The organism is Blautia faecicola, assembly GCF_004123145.1.
GTDB classification, from domain to species: Bacteria; Bacillota; Clostridia; order Lachnospirales; family Lachnospiraceae; genus Oliverpabstia; species Oliverpabstia faecicola.
On the sequence record NZ_SDKC01000001.1, the window covers coordinates 3,540,389 to 3,560,817 of the forward strand.

The following is a 20,429-nucleotide window of genomic DNA, read 5'->3' on the forward strand; positions in this document are numbered from 1 at the left end:
CAGTAACAAGATCAACTATTTAATTTCTGGAACATTTTTCTGCATCGATTGCCAATACAAACATCAGAGCATCCAAAGCGTTTCCTGGATTCTGTACATCAATAACATATGTATCAGTCATATGAAACAGTTCTTTATTGACCCGTGCAATTAAATATCCGCTTTGATCAAGAATACTATAGTCCCATTCCATAATGGTTCCATCAATATGCCATCCATTGTAATCAATATTATAATGTGGCGTCAGAAATGAGAATTCTTTGCTCAGGCATCCGATATAACTGCCGTTTTTATAAATTTCGAATTTAGGAAGAAAAGTAAGTACTTTCTGAACAACCATTCCTACTTCATTTCCATAGGCATCATAAATTACAAGTTTATGTCCCCAGGACAACTGGCCTTTTACTACATAAACAGTGTTGCCTGCTTCATCATAGATATCATAGCTGTCAAACCATGAAAACAGCCTTTGTTTAAATAATAACTTCATAACTTTTCACCACTCTCTCCAACAGATATAATTGGTTCTTTATAAGTATCATAATACCATGCCAGAACACCTAAAAAAATATGTAAATCGAAGAATTAACCCATCTTATTTCACCGATTATGATGAAACATATATTTCCAGCTATAAATCAACAACTTATTCCCCAAAAGATATAAAAAAGACCATATACTGCTTGTCGTCCCTGCAAACAGGAAGCTTTCGATTTTTTAATCAGCTTTTTTATCTAACAATACAGATTTTAAATCATACTCCTAATTACCTGTTATTCCTTAAAATACTTATTACAGTAATCTAATGATAAATCCAAAAAATCCTGCAAAACATCCAAATCTGCATACATACCATGATTTGAGTGAGGAAATTCAAGATAATCATATGGCACTTCATTCTTGTCCAAAGCATCAACCAAACCATATTTCAGATTACCAGGTACAAGATGATCTTTCAGTCCATATCCTAAAAGTGTAGGAACTGAGGACTCTGTTACCAGATATGTTGGAGATATTTTCTCAATATATGTTTTATAGTCACCGGAAATAAGCATTTCCTCGCTTATTTCCTCTCCTGTCATCATTTCTATAAACTCTATATCTGTACTTAATCCATTTATTTTTTTGAGAATATCCCAATGTTCCGGTTCAAAGCTGGCAGGTCCCGCAAGCTGGAACACAAATTTCACCGGTATTGCTGAATATTCCCCACTGGTATAAGCATAATTCATTGCCAATGTTCCACCCGCAGATACACCACAGGTAGCCATCCCTGTAACACGATATCCCAGTTCTTGACACTTCTGATTAATGGCATCCACACAGTTCTTTATTTCATTATTCATAAAAAACAGATCGGCTTTCTTTCCTTGATTTTGCAGCGTATAGTCAAGAGTAGCGGTAATATAGCCTTTAGAAGCATAATATTTACACCAAACATCCCCGTCCTCTTTTGCACCTGAGTTAAAGCTGCCACCATGAATATAAAGAATCAGATGCTGACTTTCATTTATGTCAATATTCGCAGGAATATATATATGCCTAAAAATAAAGATGCCGTAAATATTTCATTGCTTCTGCGAACATTCTTTTCATCTGATCCACGCATTGTACTAAACAATACAGATCCACCAATACCAGCCAGCAATCCCAAACCATAAATGATATTCCATAAAGGTGCAAAAACTGCAAGTGCCGCTGGTCCGCTCGGACCATGATATTTCCCTACCATTGCAACATCCACAACAGAATAAATGCACGGAATCAATGTACCGCCGAAGGCTGCAATCAGATACTTAAAATAAATTGATTTGATGTTTCCTTTTAATATATCCATCTCTTATGCTCCTTTTCACACAAAAAAGGATGATACTCCGGAATTTTCACGGAATACCATCCTGCCCATTGGGAATCTTCTGCGTTATTTTTCTTTATATATTACCACATATTAAATAGGTTTTCCAACTGTTTATTGCAAAAGGAATGTTAAATTCATAAATATCTTTGCAAATATACCATATCTATTAACTGTACACCGCCCTCATAGATTGGGTGATTATAATTATCGATAAAGAAATTGGGAATCTTGTGAGAACGGATAAATCCACATTTTTCATAAAATGGTATTGTCAATGGACTGTCACCTGTTCCAACCTGCAAAATAGAATATTCTTCTGCATATTTTTCTGCAAGGAAGTCTATCAGAGCTTTACCATAGCCATTTCCTTGGTTCTTTGGATCAACTGCGATATTTTTAATTTCAAGTATTCCATTATCTTCATCAGTAACGACACATTCAGCTTTTACATTACCATCTTCAAGTACATACATAGTACCCTTTTCAAGATAGCGATCAATCATATTTTCCTGTTCATCAGCTAATAACAATAATGATATAAACTGCTTTTTATTTTCATTTACTTCTCGAATTATCATATCCACTACTCCGTCAAACTGGAAGTTATCTTTATGCCAAGTTTACTTGTCAATCACAAAATAAGCAATCACCATTACCAAAGAAATGGTCAATCCTATGTAAAACTCGGGGAATGCTAATCGAATGCTATTCTGTAAACTGACTTCACCGGTGACAGTCAATGTATGCCAGGTGAGGAATTTATATATTTCGGAGACCACGATCCCAATCGTGCCTAATACGCCTAAACCTTTACTAATACCTCGCTTCTTAAAGGGAAACCATACTCCTAAAACAAACAAAATGACAGACACCATTCCAATAGGATTGAGCAGATTTATCAAGCCGGTAATTTCCTGTACACCTTTTAATCCACCATATTGGTTAAATAACATTGGTAATAAACTGATCAGAAACGCTATTGATAGAATCATTTTCTTTTTCATCCATTCACACTCCTTCGCCAAATTTCTGATTTTTTCTCATAAAATGCTTCTTTAAAAAGCTCTGCATTTTTCCTTTGGTCATCATCCGGAATATGAGAGTACGCATCCGTAACCATATTGACCTGTGCATGGCCGGAATCACCCTGTACTGCTTTGATATCAGATAATGGTACACACAAGCACGGAAAACACTTTATGCAAAATCTTCCACAGTAAAATCTATAAATGATCCGCAAAGGCAAAGGAAACCGACAGTTTACCATGTTTGGAATTATGGCAGTTCTTTTAGGAAGTGGAGATGCATTCCATCTGGTTCCCCGTGCAGTAGCGCTTTGTACAACTGGAGAAGTACTTATTTTTAACTTTTTTCCTTCAGATTTTTATATTGCAAAAATCATATCACCATCTGCAGTATATCCTCTATATGTTCTGCATAATAATCAGCCCCATTCAGTTCCCCTTTCTCACCATATCCATACAGGCATCCTATAAAAGGGCTTTTGCAGGACCTGGCACATTCCAGATCCTGTCTCCTGTCTCCGACTACCAGATAAGGGCCACTATATTCCCGGATGATTTCCTGCACAATTTCTGTCTTTGGACGGAATCTGTATGATTCACAGTCATAAAAACGGTCAAACCATCGTTCCATCCCAAATTCCTTCCAGTGTGCCTCACGATATGAAGCTTTACAGTTACTTAGGATCACAAGGTGATATCCCCGGTTCTTCAAAGCTGTTAGCATCTCCTCTGCTCCCGGATACCACACTGCCTTATGTTCCCTGATCTGTCTTACCATCAGATCTCCTACCATCCTGCTTGCCTGCTCTTTATAGCTCTGATCCAGTTCCGGCAAAAATGTATTCCACATCTCCTTACTGTTAAGTCCCAACCAGCCGGCAATTTCCACCGAGCCTATCTCCCGTTCTTCGGTAACCTTCTGTTCTGTCAGCCACTGATAGGTTTCACGAAATGCCGGTTCATAGATTCCAAGGGTATGATGGATCGTTCCATCATAATCGAATATGATCGTTTTTGTCATCATTTATTTTCCTGTCTTTTAGAGCTGCTTCATCAGATTGACCATCTCAATCGCAGATAATGCACAATCATAGCCTTTATTTCCCGCTTTGCTTCCTGCACGCGCAATAGCCTGCTCGATATTTTCAGTCGTGATCACTCCGAATAAAACCGGGATTCCTGTTGCAAGTTCAACCTGTGCGATTCCCTTGGCAGATTCATTACACACCAGATCATAATGTGAAGTATCTCCACGGATGACAGCTCCAACGCAGATAATTGCATCATATTTTCCTGACTGTGCCATCTTCTGTGCTGTAATCGGAATCTCAAATGCTCCCGGTACCCATGCTGCAGTAATGTTCTCTTCTTCTACTCCATGTCTTACCAGTCCGTCGACTGCCCCTCCCAATAATTTATTCACAATAATTTCATTGAATCTCGCTGCCACGATACCAACCTTCATTCCCTCCGGTGCTACTACTTTTCCTTCTACTAAATTGATCTGTCTCATTTTTTCTTCCTCCTGATATTTGCTGTTTTTTATAAATTTATTTCTTTAAAAATATGACCCATCTTTTCCTGCTTCGTCTTCATATACTTCCGGTCATACTTTTGTGCCGGAATCTCCAGAGGTACTCTCTCATTGATCTTCAGTCCGAATTCGCCAAGTCCATAGACTTTATCCGGATTATTTGTCAGTAATCTTAATGATTTCACACCAAGGTCTGACAGTATCTGTGCCCCGACCCAGTACTCTCTGAGATCCGGTGCAAACCCTAACTTCACATTAGCCTCCACAGTATCGTATCCCTGCTCCTGAAGCGCATATGCTTTGATCTTATTGATCAGTCCGATTCCTCGGCCTTCTTGTCTCATATACAGAATGATTCCTCGGCCTTCTGCTTCTACCTGGCGCATCGCTGTCTGCAGCTGCAGGCCACAGTCACATCTGAGCGATCCGAATGCATCCCCTGTCAGACACTCCGAATGTACCCGGCAAAGCACATCCTCACCATCTCCCAGATCACCTTTTACCAGTGCCAGATGATGCTCTCCTGTAATATCATTGATATAACCATACATTTTAAAATCACCGTACTGCGTTGGGAGGTTTGCAACGGATTCCTCCTTTACATGCTTTTCATGTATTCTTATATAATCCTGCAGATCACGGATCGTAATAAATGTAAGGTTATGCTCTTTTGCCATTTCCCATAGCTGTGATGTACGCATCATAGTTCCATCTTCTTTCATAACTTCACAGCACACGCCGCATTCTTTCAGTCCGGCAAGTCTCATAAGATCTGTTGTTGCCTCTGTATGGCCATTTCGTACCAAAACCCCGCCTTTTCTGGAAATAAGCGGAAACACATGTCCCGGTCTTCTGAAATCCTCCGGTTTTGACTGATCATCCACACACTTCATGATAGTATAGGAGCGCTCTTCCGCAGAGATACCTGTCGTTGTATCTGCGTGATCTACTGCCACGGTAAATGCTGTACTGTGATTGTCCGTGTTCTCCGCAACCATCGGCGGAAAGTTCAATCTCGCCGCAATTTCTGCACTCATCGGTGTACAGATAAGACCCTTTGCATAGGTCGCCATGAAATTAATATTTTCCCTGGTCGCAAACTCTGCCGCACATATCAGATCTCCCTCATTTTCTCTGTCCGGATCATCTGTGACCAGAATTATTTTTCCTTCCTTAAGATCCCTAAGTGCTTCTTCAATTGTGTTGTACTGATAATTTTGTGACATAGTGTATATCCTCCTGTTCTAAAACCCGAATTCTTCAAGAAACTCCATCGTAATTCCGGATTCTTTTTTCTCTTCTTCGTTTTTTCTGATGCCAAGCAGTTTTTCTACGTATTTTCCGATCACATCATTTTCCAGATTAACCAGATCCCCCGGCACCTTTTCCAAAAGAGTGGTTTCTTCTCCTGTATGTGGAATGACCGACACCTGAAAACCAGCTTCATCAACCCTTGCAACTGTCAGGCTGATCCCATCAATACAGACGGATCCTTTTTCCACGATCAGATGCAAAACCTGTGGCGATGTCTCAATTGATACCCAGATGGCATTTTCTTCCCGGAGCATGGAACGTATCACGCCAGTCCCATCAATATGGCCGCTTACTATGTGTCCCCCGAACCTGCCGTCTGCAGCCATTGCACGTTCCAGGTTTACCTGGCTTCCGGCCTTGCAGCTGCCAAGACTGCTTCTTCTGATCGTCTCTGCCATCACATCGGCAGTAAATCCGTCCGGCTGAATCGACGTAACTGTCAGACACACACCATTCACAGCGATACTGTCACCGATCCTTGTCCCTTCCAGGACTTTCCGGGCTTTCACTGCCAGGATCCCTGATTCCCCTGTCAGCTGTATATAACGGACTTTTCCTTTCTCTTCTACGATTCCTGTAAACATGATTCCTCCTGTTTTTTATCACACACCTGACATTTTATCCGGATATCCTCACCGATCTGGCAGATATCTGTATATTTCAGTTCCACTGCTTCAGACGGCAGTTCAACTCCAATACCCTCTACCGGTGTCTTCCCAGCCACACCGCCAAACAGCTTTGGTGCCACAAAAGCCTGTACTTCCTTTACAATTCCAGCTCGCAGTGCACTGTCATTTAACGTACCTCCTCCCTCCAGGAGGATGCTGTCAATGCCTCTGTTTCCAAGATCTGCCATCAGCTTCTTAAGGTCTATCTGATTCTTTTCGTCGGGACAGTAAATGGTTTCAACTCCCATGGTATGTAATATTTTTATTTTCTCTTCTGCATTTTTCTGTTCTGCATAAGCCACGATCGTCCGGTACTTTTCCGCACTTTTTACAATCTGACTGCCCGGCGGGATCCTGAGCTTACTGTCACACACAATCCTGACAGGACTTTTCCAGCCTTCTACCCGGACGTTTAACATCGGATCATCTGCAAGCACAGTTCCAATACCAGCCATGATTCCCATGTACTGATGCCGCATATGCTGTACTTCTTTTCGTGCAGATTCTCCGGTGATCCATTTTGATGCTCCTGTTTTCGTTGCGATCTTCCCATCCAGTGTCATGGCATACTTCATTACCACATAAGGAGTCTTCGTAGTAATATAATGGAAAAACACCGGGTTCAGCTGATCACATTCTTCTCTCATAAAATCTTCAACTACTGTTACACCGGCTTCCCTTAACATCTGTACACCTTTTCCTGCCACTTTCGGATTCGGATCTCTGGAACCGATCACCACTTTTCTGATCTTCTGTTCAATGATCGCTTCCGTACATGGAGGTGTTTTACCATGATGACAGCAAGGCTCCAACGTGACATAAATCACCGCACCTTCTGCTGATTCTGTAAGAGAAGCAATTGCATTACGTTCCGCGTGAAGTTCTCCATACTTTTTATGATAGCCTTCCCCGATGATCTTTCCGTCTTTTACGATCACTGCCCCTACCATAGGATTGGGATTCGTCCAGCCTTCCCCTTTTTTGGCCAGTTGAATAGCCCGAAGCATATATTCCTGATCCGTCATTTCTATTCCTTCTTTCTTATTCCTGTTCTTTGCCTGGGCTACGCCGAGGCTTTTAAACATGTGCAATCGGATTCACAGACAAGTGAATGGTATAGTTATTTCGAAAACGATGTACCAGATACAAAAAAAGCCTGCAGAAATATCTGCAGGGTGGAATTGATCTGTTACATATGATTGATAAATGAATGTCTGATTTTCCTATATAAAAAGCTCTGAAATGGATCACCATCTCAGAGCTCTGATACTACATTCATTCATACAAAAAATCAACTGTACTATCATCTTCTTCCATCCAGACTGTACTGTCGGCCCCGGAATCTCACCGGATCATGCCTCTCGGCTCGCGGGCTTTACCGCCGGTAGGGAATTTCACCCTGCCCTGAAGATATTTTTTGTTTATTTTAATACTTTATCTGTTATTTGTAAAGCAGAATTTTTATTTTACTTAGTTTACTGGTTTGGAAATGAAAGTTCTCGGATGAGCAATTTTCATATAATTTCTCAGTTCCAATGCCAATACTCTTAACCGTTCAATCGCTATCTCAATGATTTTTTCATCTGGATCCATCTGATCCACTTTTTCTGCCATAGGCATCCTCCTTCTTCCTGAAATAAAAAAATCCGCCCAGATTAGAACCTAATCTAATCTGAACGGAATACTCATTCAGGCTTGATATTTGGCGAATGACTATTCGGTTGTCAAGGAACAATCCTGTTTACGCCACACAAAGGAAAACAGGGTGGAGGATTTCGTCCTCTCACCCTGTCGCCAATGGGAAACTATGAATTTCCCCTCATAATTAAAATATTTTTTTGATTTTTTCTTTCAGCCTGTCCATACGCCTGTAAACCGCCTTTTCGGTAATCTTCAGATACCTGGCGATTTCATGAGTGCTGTACCCCTGGATCTTCATCAGAATGATCTGCAGGGTAAGCCTGTCCACTGTGATCAGTACATGATACAATTCCTGATTCTCAATATGATCCAAGAAGTCCTGTACTGTTTTCAGCTCTGCCTGATCAGTAGATGCTGCTACCGTATCCAGATATGTACCTGTTTCCTGCACACGCTCATAATATCGTCTGTCTGAATTAAATGCCTGGAAAGCCAGGGCAAAGAGTCCTCTGAAATAATTCGTGCCGATTTGTCCCCATTCTCTGTTACTCATAGTTGCGAATGGAATCGGCGCAACTGAGGTATATAGGTAAATCTCTATCATACGTCCATACATAATCACTGTGATCAGTACAGACAGGATCTTCATACAGAAGCCGACGATAAGGGTTTCTAACGCCAATACAATAAGTTCTCCGATTTCCATACTTTCCAGTGTTGTGGAAAGATCCGTCAATGCCGAAGAAATATCAATGGCGGTAGTATATTCCACATGGTTCAGAACGAAGACCTGGATTCTTTCGGACTCTGCAGCTCTTTGAATGCGACTCCGGAACTCATGAGCTTTAAACTATACAGCCTGACAAAACGAGGCCAGGCTTATCATATGCCGATGGAGATACAGAGTAATTTCCTAGCAAAATAAATACACAAAGATCCTGTTCTTTATAGCATAGTTTGAACAGGATCTTTTTATAATGCTTTATTTTCTATCTAAAATTTTATTAAACCGACTAAAGAACGTTGAAGTTGTTATTATCGCTGCCAAAATATCACTGATTGGCTCAGCCAAAAATACCGCAAATACTTTATTCTGGATAAAATGCGGCAGTATAAAAATCAACGGAATCAACAGAATCAATTTTCTTAAGCAGGCAAGTAATAAACTAACTTTTGCCTGGCCCAATGCCATGAAACTCTGCTGACAAGCAACTTGGAATCCAAGAGAAAAAATACCTGCCATGTAAATTCTTAACGCCCATGCCGTATACGTGATTAATTCTGTATTATTCGAAAAAATACCTGCAAACATCTTCGGAAATAGAAGCATAATCAACCAGAAGCATCCCGTAAAAATTGTACAAACTGTAAATTGAGTAAAAAATGCTTTTTTTACTCGATCTCTATTTCCTGCACCATAGTTATAGCTCATGATTGGCTGTCCACCCTGACAAATTCCCTGTAATGGTAATGTTGCAAGCTGACTAACACTGGTAATAATTGTCATAGCCCCTACTGCGAGATCTCCGCCATATCTTGACAAACTGGAAGTAAAACTGATAGACAAAATACTTTCCGTAGATAACATGACAAATGTAGATATACCAAGAGCAAGGCATGGTAAGATGATTTCTTTTTGCAGTTTAAAGTTTTCTTTTTTAAGATGCAGAATCGTCTTCTTTCCTGACAAGAAACGAAGGATCCATATTGCCCCTACAGCCTGACTCAAAACAGTTGCGAGTGCAGCGCCCTTTACTCCAAGATGAAATACGAAGATAAAAATCGGATCAAGAATGATATTGATTACAGCACCAATCACTGTTGTCATCATGCTGATCTTTGCAAATCCCTGTGTCGTAATAAATGGATTCATTCCCATCACGATCAAAACAAAAATACTTCCAAGAATATAAATCCTTGCATAATCCACGCCATAAGGAAGTGTCTTATCGCTAGCACCAAACATCGTCAGTAACTGTGGCGCAAAAGTAAAGAATATCACCGTCAAAGCTGCGGCCATAAGCATGAGAATTGCAAAACAGTTTCCAAGAATCTTTTCAGCTGTCTTATTATCTTTCTTTCCCATAGAAATCGCTGCACGCGGTGCACCTCCGGATCCTGCCAGCATGGCGAAGGCATTGATCAGCATGAGAATTGGCGTAAACAATCCAACACCTGTTAATGCTGCGGCACCGACACCTGGAATATGTCCGATATAAATACGGTCAACAATATTATATAAAAGGTTGATGATTTGAGCCACAACAGCAGGTATTGCAAGCTGGGCCAAAAGACGTGGTATTTTTTCTGTTTCCATAGCTTGTACGTTTGACTTACTGTTCATATCTGTGTTCTCCTAAATATTATCTAGTACAGCGAAAATTAAGTATCTGCTATATTGACGTAGGATGATTTCTTCATATGCAAGGCGGAGGAATGAGGCGTAGCGGTGGCTACGACGATTGACGACAACGCAGCAGATGAAAAATCAGACAAGTCAATATGGCGGTTACTTAATATTCGCTGTACTAGTCATCTCAATATAATCAAATTGCTTATGCAGTCTCTCCCCTAAGTGTTCTGGTATTCTTGATAATGTACAAAACAACTGATACAACCATCATTATAGCACACAAACCAATTAACAGATCTGACACCATTGGTGTAATGTGGAACCATATAATATGCACAGCCACAGTTCCATATAATAAAAAGGTTACTATTTTTCCATGCCAGTCTGCACCATGCACTTTTCCTGTTTTTCGTATCACAAGGCATCCACTAACCGCCATATAAAGTTCCTTAACTGCCATTATAACGATCAACGGGAGCATATGTGGAAAGCGAGTAAACAAGCAAATCAACATTGCTGCCTGTGTCAGCTTATCGGCAACCGGATCGAGAATCTTTCCTAGATTGCTAATCATATGAAATCTTCTTGCAATATATCCATCAGCGAGATCCGTAAGACCGGATAGCAATAAGATTTCTCCTGCTAACAAAGGATTTTCCTTTACACAATAACTCCATATAATTACTGGAATCAGACAAAACCGAAAAAAAGAAAGCAAATTGGGTACTGTAATAATTCTATTCAAATTTTCTTTCTGACTTCCTTCACTCTGCATGTACGGTCACATCACTTTCCTTTTGTTTCGACATAAACCAATAAAATACAGCACAAAATGCCAATGCAAATACAACACCAAAAACATTCTGAATCACTCTAAGACTAACTGCTCCTTTTAATCCATAACTTTCCGCAGCAATTGCGAGAGCGCCAAAGGTATTAAATACAGCCTGCCAGCCGTATTGCGCTGAAAATCCTACACCAATTCCACCAAGAATTCCTATATAAGCATAGATGGATGATGGAAGCAGAAAATATAATACAGTGAAGCATATAACACCTACAATATTTCCGACAATCCTTTTACGGACTCTGTATTGCATGTCTTCCACAAACGGCAAAATTGCTGACATAGCCGCAATACCAGCCCACATTGCACGTGGCATATTGCAAAGTTCTGCAATGCAAAGGACAATTGGTACACATATAATCTGGCATAACTGCCATTTTGTTCTCGATGAAGTGATATCAAATTCCTGGATTAGATCTTTCAAATTTCTTTTAAAAGTTCTATTTTTATGATTTCGATAAAATACAAAACAGGTAAGAACTGCGCCTAAAATCATTCCGGCCAATCGCATCTGATAGCTTGTTCCTGTAACATCATATCCATATAATAGCAGATAGCCAAGAACCAATGTAGATTGGTTAAACATGAATGGATTATGACATCCAAAAAATATCAACACTGCCAGTGCAGCAATATTTAACAGCATTCCCAGTACCGGTGAAAGCTGATTTGCAAGATGCGGACATACGGCCATTATTACAAAAAACATAGCCAAAAGCATCGTAGATTGTCCAGTGTGGATTCCCAAATCCGCATTTCGAAATACCATAAGACATAATAAAACTACCACACCAACAATACTGTTTTCATTTCCAAACAGGATGCTGAAAACAGTAACAAATAAAAAACAAAAAACCATTGTAACAGCTATCTTAATCAGATATACCAGTATATGATACATTTTTTCTTTCGTGGTTTCACTCTTTTTCAACAGGTTTTTCGATCCTGCCTGATTTAACTGTAATTCCTGATAAAATGTCATATAAATCCTCCCATCTTCTACTTTTATATTATATTCTCATTTGTCTGTATCGGAAGTTCTACAACAAATCTACATCCGCCATATTCCCGGTTTTCTGCTTTGATCGTTCCTCCCGCACTATCTACAATCCGCTTTACAAGTGCAAGACCAAGACCGTTTCCTTCTGCCTTATGAGAACCATCTACCTGATAAAACTTGTCGAATATTCTAGTCTTTACATCCTCCTCGATTCCTGGTCCTTCATCCTCCACAATGAACTTCACAGAATTCTTTTCCTGTTTCAGAAACATCGTAATTGTTCCCTTTGCCGGACTAAACTTGATTGCATTATCTAAAAGATTCATCCAGATATGCATAAGAAGTCCTTCATTTCCAGTATATTTGACTTCCTCCAATTCTACCTGGAAGCCAATTTCTTTTTCTGTCCATTTTGATTCCAAAGAAAGAAATGCCTGACGAATCTGTTCATCCAGTCGATATTTCGTTTTTTTCATTGGTATATTCTGATTCTCCAATTTAGACAACAACAAAATATTTCCAACCAACCCAGAAAGCCTCTTCGTGTTAAATAAGATTTTTTCTACATATCCCTCTTGCTCCTGCGATAATTCTTCTCCCTGAAGAAGCATTGTATAACCTTCAATGGCATTGATAGGGGTCTTAAACTCATGAGAAACATTAGATACGAAATCCATCTGCAGCACTTCTGTTGCACGAAGCTCTTTTGTCATCACGTTGAAACTTTGATAGGATTCACCAACCTCTGCTATACGACTGTTCGTTTCCAAATGCTGTTCAAAATCTCCTTGAGAAACTTCCTTCATTGCTTTACTGAGTCTGGTAATTGGCTCCAGTAACTTTGCATTAATAAAAGAAGTAATGAGCCCTGCGATCAGTGTATTAAAAATCAAAAGCCAGCCAAGCACAGGTATACTCCCCGGTAGCTTAAAGAAATGATTTAAAAATGCAAATAATAAAGCAGATATCACTGTTGAAAATACGAGAGACAGCCAGATTGCACCAGTCAGACAGGACCGAATCTTCAATCTTTTTTCTTTATTCTGACTCATTATTTTTTCACCACCTTATATCCAATTCCACGCATGGTTACAATTTCGAAATTTGGATTATCTTTAAAACGCTCCCTAATTCTTCCTATATGCACCTCTATCGTATGTGGGTCTGCCTCTGTCTCATATCCCCAAACTTCATCCATTAACTGCTGTTTTGTAAATGTTCTTCCCGGCGAAGCTGCCAGCTTATATAAAAGCAGAAATTCTTTTTTCGGTAAAACAAGGCTTTCCTTATCCGTTGTAACGGTCATTGCATCATAATCAAACTCTGTTGAACCAATCACAATTTTATGTTCATTCAGGATCTGTGCACGACGGAGCAATGCGCCTACTCTTAAAACCATTTCATTCACATTTACCGGTTTTACCATATAATCATCACTTCCAGAAAGAAATCCCTGGCGCATATCATCAAAGTTTCCTTTTGCAGTGATCATAAGTACCGGTATCTGGTATCCTGCTGAACGAAGTTCCGACACCAGCTCATAACCATCCATAACCGGCATCATGATATCGGAAATAATCAGATCAATATATTCCTTATCCAATACTTCTAATGCCTGAGCTCCATCCGGTGCACTTTTAACCTGATAACCATTCTTCTCGAGCACTTTCTGAAATAGCTGGCTTAATTCTTTATCATCTTCTACAATTAATATCTGAAACACGTTTTCCTTCCTCCCTGTTATCTATTAAAACAGATATCTTGCCCATCCAAGCAGATGCTGTACCAAAAACACATTTCTCTGACGTTTTTTTGTTAATTCAATCGGTTTTACATGATACGGATCATGATACGTGCCATCTTCTAATGCCTGTCGGGATACTTTTTCATATTCCATCATTCCTTCTTCCAACTGTTTATTGATTTCTTTGCTACGTATTACAAGCATCAGTTCCGTATCCAGATACGTACTTCTCATATCCATGTTAAAGGAACCAATCACAGATAAATCATCATCAATCAGGATGCTTTTTCCATGGTAAGAATAACCGCCTTCATATTCCCAGATGTCAATTCCTGTATTTAAAATCTTATTTCTATTTTTTGCATAATCAGCAGACCCGAATGGATTGCCATTATTTGCAACCGAATTTGTCATGATTGAAAAATTTGGAACATTCTCTGCAATCTCCTCCCATGTATTGTACATCATATCATTACAGATAATATATGGTGTATGAATCTTTACACGATTCTTCGCACTTTTCATCAATTCTCCCAGCTGATACCAGACTACTGGTTCCTTGGAACCTGTGTGAATAGGATTTGATACCAATGCAATCTTTTCTGTCTCAAACGTTTCGTCTGTATAATCCGTATCGAAAATCATTCCCTTGTTTTCATTAAAATATTGCTGATATCCTTCCTGCAGTTCTAATACTGCCTTCTTTACAGATTTTCTATTTGCAAGTTTCTTATCATTATGAAAATAGCCACTATCTTCTTGTTCCCATATCGTTTCAAAATAATCTAACAACTGGTTGACTGAATTTTCTTTCCTTGGTTCATCGCAAATAACCAACACATCTCTGTCATAGTTCTTGTGTCCTGGAAAATCGCCCAGGAAATAATTATATGTATTTCTTCCTCCAAGAATATAGTTTTTACCATCTGCAATCAAATATTTATCATGCATTCTTCCCATCATTTTCCATGGTTTCAACGGATTGGCCTTATTGTATAATTTGATTTCAACATTCTCATGGGAAGATAATCCATAAAAATACGGATTACCTTCCATATCAATCCAACTCTCCATTCCATCTACCAACAAGCGAACATGTACACCTCTGTCTGCCGCATCACGAAGAGCTCCTAAGATCAATTTCCCACTTTCATCGGATTTGAATGCAAACGTAGAAAGAATAATTTCCTCTTTTGCATTCTTAATCAATCGCACTCTTTGTAAAAGAGCTTCCGAATTCTTTTCTATGATCACTGCCCGTTCTGGATTCTCACTGCATTCGTTCCACGACTCATTATGTATTTCTTTTATGGTTTTTTCGGACATTTCTGGCTGTTTTTTATATGCAATGCAGATTCCAAGTAATTCATAACAAGCCATAAACAGAAGAACTGCCAGTATAGCAAGAAGAATTTTACATATTTTATGCTTTTTCATTGTATATCACCTAATTCCTTTTTTCTATGCTTATATAATACAATGTCAATCTCAATTCAACCTCAACAAAATTTATTTTTTTCACCTAAACGGAAATTCTGTACAAATCATTCGATATAACAAAACGACCTCTCAAAAACAGTCGACTTTTAAATTAACTGTTTTTTGAGAGATCGTTACATCAGATTCTTATAGCAATCCAGCAAATAATCTCATAAATAATTGTCCTAATCGTAAATATGCACTGCGTCCGGTACAATATTGTTCTGTCACATCACGACATTCACCCATGGTTTTTATCAAATCACTCTTTATATCTAAAACAGACTGACAATCTATCATAAAACATCCATTTTCAAAATGATGGTATAAACTTCGATAATCCAGATTAATTGTTCCACAAGTTGCCATACAGTCATCCACCACACTCATTTTTGCATGGCAGAAACCAGGAGTCCATTCATAAACACGCACACCATGTTTAACCAATCCATGATAAAAAGAACGAGTGATATTATAAATAAATTTTTTGTCTGGAATACCCGGTGTAATAATTCTGACATCCACTCCTCGCTTAGCAGCCAAACATAACGCATGTGTCATTTCGTCTGTTATAATCAGATATGGAGTCATGAACCAACAGTATTTTTCAGCTTTATTTATCATACTAATATAAACTTCTTCTCCAACCTGTTCATTATCCATAGGACTGTCTGCATAAGGCTGAATAAACCCCGTTTGCTGCGCCTTGTAATCATAATGAAAAATATATTTACCAAAATCAGGATCATTCGCATCTTTATCACTAACCGCATTCCACATTTCCAAAAATGTCACTGTGAGTGACTGAACAGCATCTCCTTCTAAACGAATACCTGTATCTTTCCATTGTCCATAAGGATGTGTATAATTAAAATATTCATTTGCGAGGTTGTATCCACCGGTAAACCCAACTTTCCCGTCAATAACCGTTATTTTTCTATGATCACGATTGTTTAAGAACAAATTTAAACCTGGTACAAACGGATTGAATACACGGCAATGAATTCCTACGCACTCCATTTTTTTTACAAAATCAGTATTAATAAATCCTATAGAACCCATATCATCATAAAATATGCGTACTTCCACTCCAACTTTTACTCGTTCTTCCAGAATCTTTTGGATCTTATGCCACGCCTCTGCATCTTCTATAGCATGATACTCCATGAAGATAAACTTCTGTGCCTTTGCAAGATCTTCAAGCTGGGTCTCTAATCCCTTTACTGCTTCATCGAAATACATCACATCCGTATTCTGATAGATTGGATACTGCGAATTTCTTTGTATATAACTTGCAATATTTCCTGCCTTCGGAATCGTTTCGTTTATTCTGTTTAAACACTCCTGATTATCGGAAAGCATTGGTAACAATTTGCTATCAATTTCTGCATATCGCTCACGCATTTTATGTGTGCCGCCATTCAAACCAATCAATAAATATAGGCCTACACCCATAATTGGGAAAATTAAAATTAATATAACCCAAGGCATTTTCATGGAAGATGTCTTATCTGATGCATACAATCCCAAAACTAAAATTCCACTTAAAATCCTTGTAAATAGATTTATGATTTCTGCATATTCATTTAAGCGTGTTACAATAGTAATAATAAAAACTACTTCTAGAAGAATGCAGATTATGGAAAAACACAATCGTTTTACTCCGTTTTTTGTTTTCGCTTTTCCTTCTAAAGTATCTTGTTTCATATATATTCCAACCTTTCTACTCGATCAAATTTCTGCTTAAATTTCGTGGAACATACCAATTTTGTCTTTTATTCTCTGCATTTCATTATCTGCTTCAATGACAACTCTTGCAGAATGAAGTAATTCTTCACTTATCTCTTCATATCCAGGCATTTCTTCAATGCCTTTTTTATAACGAAGCTGATGTTCCAACGTTGCCCAGAAATCCATCCCATTAGTTCGTATTTGAAGTTCTACACGCATAGGTGTTTTACCCTTAGCAAAAAATACAGGAATCTCAACAATCATGTGATAGCTTCGATAGCCATTTGGTTTGGGATTTTTTATATAATCCTTTACTTCAATAACTTTGATATCATCTTGTTGTGTGATCAAATCAGATATCATATAAATATCATCAATAAATGCACAAACTATTCGAACACCTGCTACATCATTTAGATATTTCCGACAAAATTCAGTCCAGCAATCGCCACTCCTTTTTCATTCATCGCCTCATAATACAACGGATAGTTTTCTGCAACATGAGCCATTCCAATCATTGCATAATGCTTTTTTTATCTCCAATATAACGAAAATGAAACGAATAATTACGTGGTGTAATTACAATCTGATCACCATAAGAGAATTCATAATCGAGGGTTCTTCCAAAGTAAAAATCTTTTGATTTATAAGTTGCTGCTGTACACATGATTGTTTATCCTCCTAAATATTTTGAAATATGTCAGTAAATTTTTGTCGAACAATAGTATAGCACAATTCTGTTATTTTGTTTCAAATTCACTAATAATCGAATTTAAAAAAATGTTTGAATGCCTTCAAAAGATTACACTCAAACACTTTGTAAAATCATATTATTCCGCCATCAGTCTTTCAAACCAAGTATCCATAGCAAGGATGAACTTGCTTGCTCCCGACCATTCTTGCAGCATCTCATCCAAAGTCTTATGCTTCACATATTTCTGCACATATCCGCTCTCTATGAAGATTGGAATCCACCATACTTAAAAACGAATCATCTTCACTTAATACCCGGATGATCACTGGTACTTTACGGTATCCAAGTTTCTCCGCAGCATGTTTTCTTCTGTGACCGGATATGATTTCATAATAGCCATCCGGTACCGGTCTGACGATCAATGGATTTAAGATGCCATACTTCTCAATACTTTCCTGCAGAAGAAACATTTCCTTATCATCTTTTACCTGAAACGGATGTTCCTTAAAAGGGCGGAGACGTTCAATCTCAATTTCTATGATTCGTTCTTCTTTTTCTTCTGATTGTCTGTTTGCCTCAATCATCTCGACTCCTTTTCTCCAGGATTCAGGATATAAAAAATGCCTGCCTGGAACTTTTGTTGTAGGTAAAGTTCCAAACAGACATTGCTGTTTGACCATTAGCTGTAGCTAATAGAATTGTATACTGTTTCAGCTAATTAATGTTTGCAGGTTTCGGAGAGATTGTTTCTTTTCCCGCCTTTTCTCTGATTTACATCCCCAAATAAGGGGTGACAACAGAGCGGAACCCAAATGTTAGCTGGACTCTTGAAAAACCATGTTTGCAAACCGGTGATTTTGATTAGCTGTCAGCTAACAAAAATCGGATTGTGTTAGCTGGAAATGGATCATTTTAAATGGGATTTCATGTCACGAACGTGTTTAGAAAATAAGAAAAGCGTTCGCTGTCAGCTAATTCAGCTAACATTTTCGAACGCTTTGAAGCCCGTCGCCAAGAGGATTTGAACCTCCGACCCCTCGCTTAGGAGAGCTCCAACCTATTGTCACTCTCTGTCAATCTGAGGTAAGGTAAACCCATATGGGACACTATTAAAAACTGTTTCCGATTCAATTTGAGTTATTCTGAATACCCCCTCTGTCAAGCTCTGTAAAGCTCTGAAAGTTAGCTGATTGTTTGCTCCAGCTAATAATTGGGGAATGCCTTGATATTACCATCGACATCTGTTATATGACCACCATGCTTCGTACGTTCGATCATGGTAAACAGTATTCAATTAAACTTCCTATCGAAAGCACAAGATATTTTCTTGTCTATAAATAATATAACGCATACGAGACGGTTTGTCCATGCGTTTTTGACTGGCAAATTTTATATTTTATTACGATATTTTTTTCAAAATCTTTTTCGCATTTGTCTTTGAAAAATCACTTAACCGATAAGATCGGACTCTTGTCTTTACAATGATTGGAATTAACAAACCATTATTTACCAGCTTTGCACATCGATTAATAATCGTTTTGTTGGTTACACCTAGCATTTTGCTGACTTCAATTGGTGTAAACTCATATAATCGCTTTTTTAACAGAAATGCTAAGAATTCTTTTTCTTTTGCATTTAAATAAGATAGACTTCCATCTAACTCGTCGTTTTCGGATGTTTTTGATAATTCATATACCTTTTTAGAATACAATTCCATCATCCGCAAAAAATAATTGATCCAAATTTCCGGATGAGGAGGGTTTTCTCTTCCTGAATAATATAACGCCGGTAACCCCATTTGCAGTGATGCATAATACTCATCTGGATCATAGGCAAAATATTCTTCCAGAGAACCTATTCCATTAAAACCATATCCATAATAATCAAGAATATAGCCTGACATTAATCTGGCGGTTCTTCCATTCCCATCTTCAAAAGGATGAATGGTAACCAATTGATAATGAACTACAGCAGCAATAATCAGCGGATGATCATCTGTAGTATTTACATATTCAACAAGTTCATCCAACAAGTCTGGAATATCAATATACTCTGGTGGAATATATTCCGCTGCGCCTGTTTCGGAATCATATACTGCGAATAACATTCCAGGTGGCATAGGGCCTCTTAAGCCTATCTTTTCTTTTGACGCACCTTTTTCAACCATTGCCTGCACTTCTAAAATCATTTCTTTTGAAAAAGCTTCTTTCTTTTTCAGTTTTTCTTCTAAAAAATTTAAAGCCAAAAAGTAATTACGAACTTCCTGTTCTGGCTTTAAAAAATGTTTGTGAGGATCACTATCAATAGCCTCATTTGCCTGTTTTTCAGTTAATGGATTTCCTTCAATCTTATTAGAAGCATAGGAACTTTTTTTCTTAGAGTTTTTTCTAAGTCTGTTTTTTATAACAGGTGGCATTTCTATCGTACTAAGAGAAAAACGCTTTTCGTCTATTTCCGATATTTTTTTTAAAATTTCATTTGTTAACGTAACCTTAATCACATGATCCACCTCCATTTCATCCATATATTATATCGTTTTAT

At 38.3% G+C, this 20,429-nt stretch carries 19 protein-coding genes, 4 pseudogenes and 1 riboswitch; all 23 genes and pseudogenes read right to left on the minus strand.

Annotation, left to right across the window (positions count from 1 at the left end):
- Positions 1-19: 19 nt before the first annotated feature.
- Complete coding sequence (locus ETP43_RS15965; protein ID WP_129259298.1) at positions 20-490, minus strand: LURP-one-related/scramblase family protein; 471 nt, start codon at positions 488-490, stop codon at positions 20-22.
- Positions 491-773: 283 nt separating this feature from the next.
- The gene (locus ETP43_RS15970; protein ID WP_129259300.1) at positions 774-1,565 is read right to left on the minus strand and encodes an alpha/beta hydrolase; all 792 of its coding nucleotides are present in this window, start codon (positions 1,563-1,565) and stop codon (positions 774-776) included.
- Entirely contained in the window at positions 1,511-1,837 is a 327-nt protein-coding gene (locus tag ETP43_RS15975) for an MATE family efflux transporter (RefSeq protein WP_129259302.1), read from the minus strand. The genes ETP43_RS15970 and ETP43_RS15975 overlap by 55 nt, the downstream gene beginning before the upstream one ends.
- A gap of 155 nt (positions 1,838-1,992) precedes the next feature.
- Entirely contained in the window at positions 1,993-2,436 is a 444-nt protein-coding gene (locus tag ETP43_RS15980) for a GNAT family N-acetyltransferase (protein WP_129259304.1), read from the minus strand.
- Positions 2,437-2,478: 42 nt separating this feature from the next.
- Positions 2,479-2,862 carry a hypothetical protein gene (locus ETP43_RS15985; RefSeq protein ID WP_129259306.1) on the minus strand — a complete coding sequence of 128 codons (384 nt, stop codon included), beginning with the start codon at positions 2,860-2,862 and terminating at the stop codon, positions 2,479-2,481.
- Between the two features lie 394 nt (positions 2,863-3,256).
- Positions 3,257-3,904 carry an HAD family hydrolase gene (locus ETP43_RS15995; RefSeq protein ID WP_181951956.1) on the minus strand — a complete coding sequence of 216 codons (648 nt, stop codon included), beginning with the start codon at positions 3,902-3,904 and terminating at the stop codon, positions 3,257-3,259.
- Between the two features lie 18 nt (positions 3,905-3,922).
- Complete coding sequence (gene ribH / locus ETP43_RS16000) at positions 3,923-4,396, minus strand: 6,7-dimethyl-8-ribityllumazine synthase (protein ID WP_004844980.1); 474 nt, start codon at positions 4,394-4,396, stop codon at positions 3,923-3,925.
- A gap of 29 nt (positions 4,397-4,425) precedes the next feature.
- On the minus strand, positions 4,426-5,643 hold the full coding sequence (locus ETP43_RS16005; RefSeq protein ID WP_129259310.1) for a bifunctional 3,4-dihydroxy-2-butanone-4-phosphate synthase/GTP cyclohydrolase II: 1,218 nt from the start codon (positions 5,641-5,643) through the stop codon (positions 4,426-4,428).
- Positions 5,644-5,661: 18 nt separating this feature from the next.
- Positions 5,662-6,315 (minus strand): riboflavin synthase, encoded by a 654-nt coding sequence (gene ribE, locus ETP43_RS16010; RefSeq protein WP_129259312.1) that lies wholly within the window; start codon positions 6,313-6,315, stop codon positions 5,662-5,664.
- Entirely contained in the window at positions 6,297-7,424 is a 1,128-nt protein-coding gene (gene ribD, locus ETP43_RS16015; protein WP_014081338.1) for a bifunctional diaminohydroxyphosphoribosylaminopyrimidine deaminase/5-amino-6-(5-phosphoribosylamino)uracil reductase RibD, read from the minus strand. The genes ribE and ribD overlap by 19 nt, the downstream gene beginning before the upstream one ends.
- Before the next feature lie 276 nt (positions 7,425-7,700).
- Positions 7,701-7,815: riboswitch (FMN riboswitch) on the minus strand.
- Positions 7,816-7,869: 54 nt separating this feature from the next.
- A complete protein-coding gene (locus ETP43_RS17195) occupies positions 7,870-8,013 on the minus strand; it encodes a hypothetical protein (RefSeq protein WP_164979531.1) in 144 nt (47 codons plus the stop codon).
- Positions 8,014-8,518: 505 nt separating this feature from the next.
- A pseudogene (locus tag ETP43_RS17330) lies at positions 8,519-8,803 on the minus strand (VirB6/TrbL-like conjugal transfer protein, CD1112 family); the annotation flags it as partial.
- Between the two features lie 219 nt (positions 8,804-9,022).
- Positions 9,023-10,384 (minus strand): MATE family efflux transporter, encoded by a 1,362-nt coding sequence (locus tag ETP43_RS16035; protein ID WP_129259314.1) that lies wholly within the window; start codon positions 10,382-10,384, stop codon positions 9,023-9,025.
- Positions 10,385-10,595: 211 nt separating this feature from the next.
- Positions 10,596-11,168 (minus strand): CDP-alcohol phosphatidyltransferase family protein, encoded by a 573-nt coding sequence (locus tag ETP43_RS16040; RefSeq protein WP_117602947.1) that lies wholly within the window; start codon positions 11,166-11,168, stop codon positions 10,596-10,598.
- The gene (locus tag ETP43_RS16045) at positions 11,158-12,222 is read right to left on the minus strand and encodes an FUSC family protein (protein ID WP_119297979.1); all 1,065 of its coding nucleotides are present in this window, start codon (positions 12,220-12,222) and stop codon (positions 11,158-11,160) included. Before ETP43_RS16045 ends, ETP43_RS16040 begins: the two co-directional genes overlap by 11 nt.
- A 23-nt stretch (positions 12,223-12,245) precedes the next feature.
- Positions 12,246-13,292: a HAMP domain-containing sensor histidine kinase gene (locus ETP43_RS16050; protein WP_129259316.1), complete on the minus strand. Its 1,047-nt coding sequence runs from the start codon at positions 13,290-13,292 to the stop codon at positions 12,246-12,248.
- Positions 13,292-13,963, minus strand: coding sequence for a response regulator transcription factor (locus tag ETP43_RS16055; RefSeq protein ID WP_117602944.1), 672 nt, complete (start codon positions 13,961-13,963; stop codon positions 13,292-13,294). Before ETP43_RS16055 ends, ETP43_RS16050 begins: the two co-directional genes overlap by 1 nt.
- 24 nt (positions 13,964-13,987) lie before the next feature.
- Entirely contained in the window at positions 13,988-15,421 is a 1,434-nt protein-coding gene (locus ETP43_RS16060) for a phospholipase D family protein (RefSeq protein WP_129259319.1), read from the minus strand.
- A gap of 189 nt (positions 15,422-15,610) precedes the next feature.
- Positions 15,611-17,170 carry a cardiolipin synthase gene (gene cls, locus ETP43_RS16065; RefSeq protein WP_118384501.1) on the minus strand — a complete coding sequence of 520 codons (1,560 nt, stop codon included), beginning with the start codon at positions 17,168-17,170 and terminating at the stop codon, positions 15,611-15,613.
- A gap of 36 nt (positions 17,171-17,206) precedes the next feature.
- A pseudogene (locus ETP43_RS16070) lies at positions 17,207-17,632 on the minus strand (GTP pyrophosphokinase); the annotation flags it as partial.
- Positions 17,614-17,861: pseudogene (locus tag ETP43_RS18695) on the minus strand (linear amide C-N hydrolase); the annotation flags it as partial. The pseudogenes ETP43_RS18695 and ETP43_RS16070, both read right to left, overlap by 19 nt.
- Before the next feature lie 278 nt (positions 17,862-18,139).
- Positions 18,140-18,568: pseudogene (locus ETP43_RS16080) on the minus strand (ParB N-terminal domain-containing protein); the annotation flags it as partial.
- A gap of 719 nt (positions 18,569-19,287) precedes the next feature.
- Entirely contained in the window at positions 19,288-20,412 is a 1,125-nt protein-coding gene (locus ETP43_RS16085) for a Fic family protein (RefSeq protein ID WP_117495895.1), read from the minus strand.
- Positions 20,413-20,429: the final 17 nt, after the last annotated feature.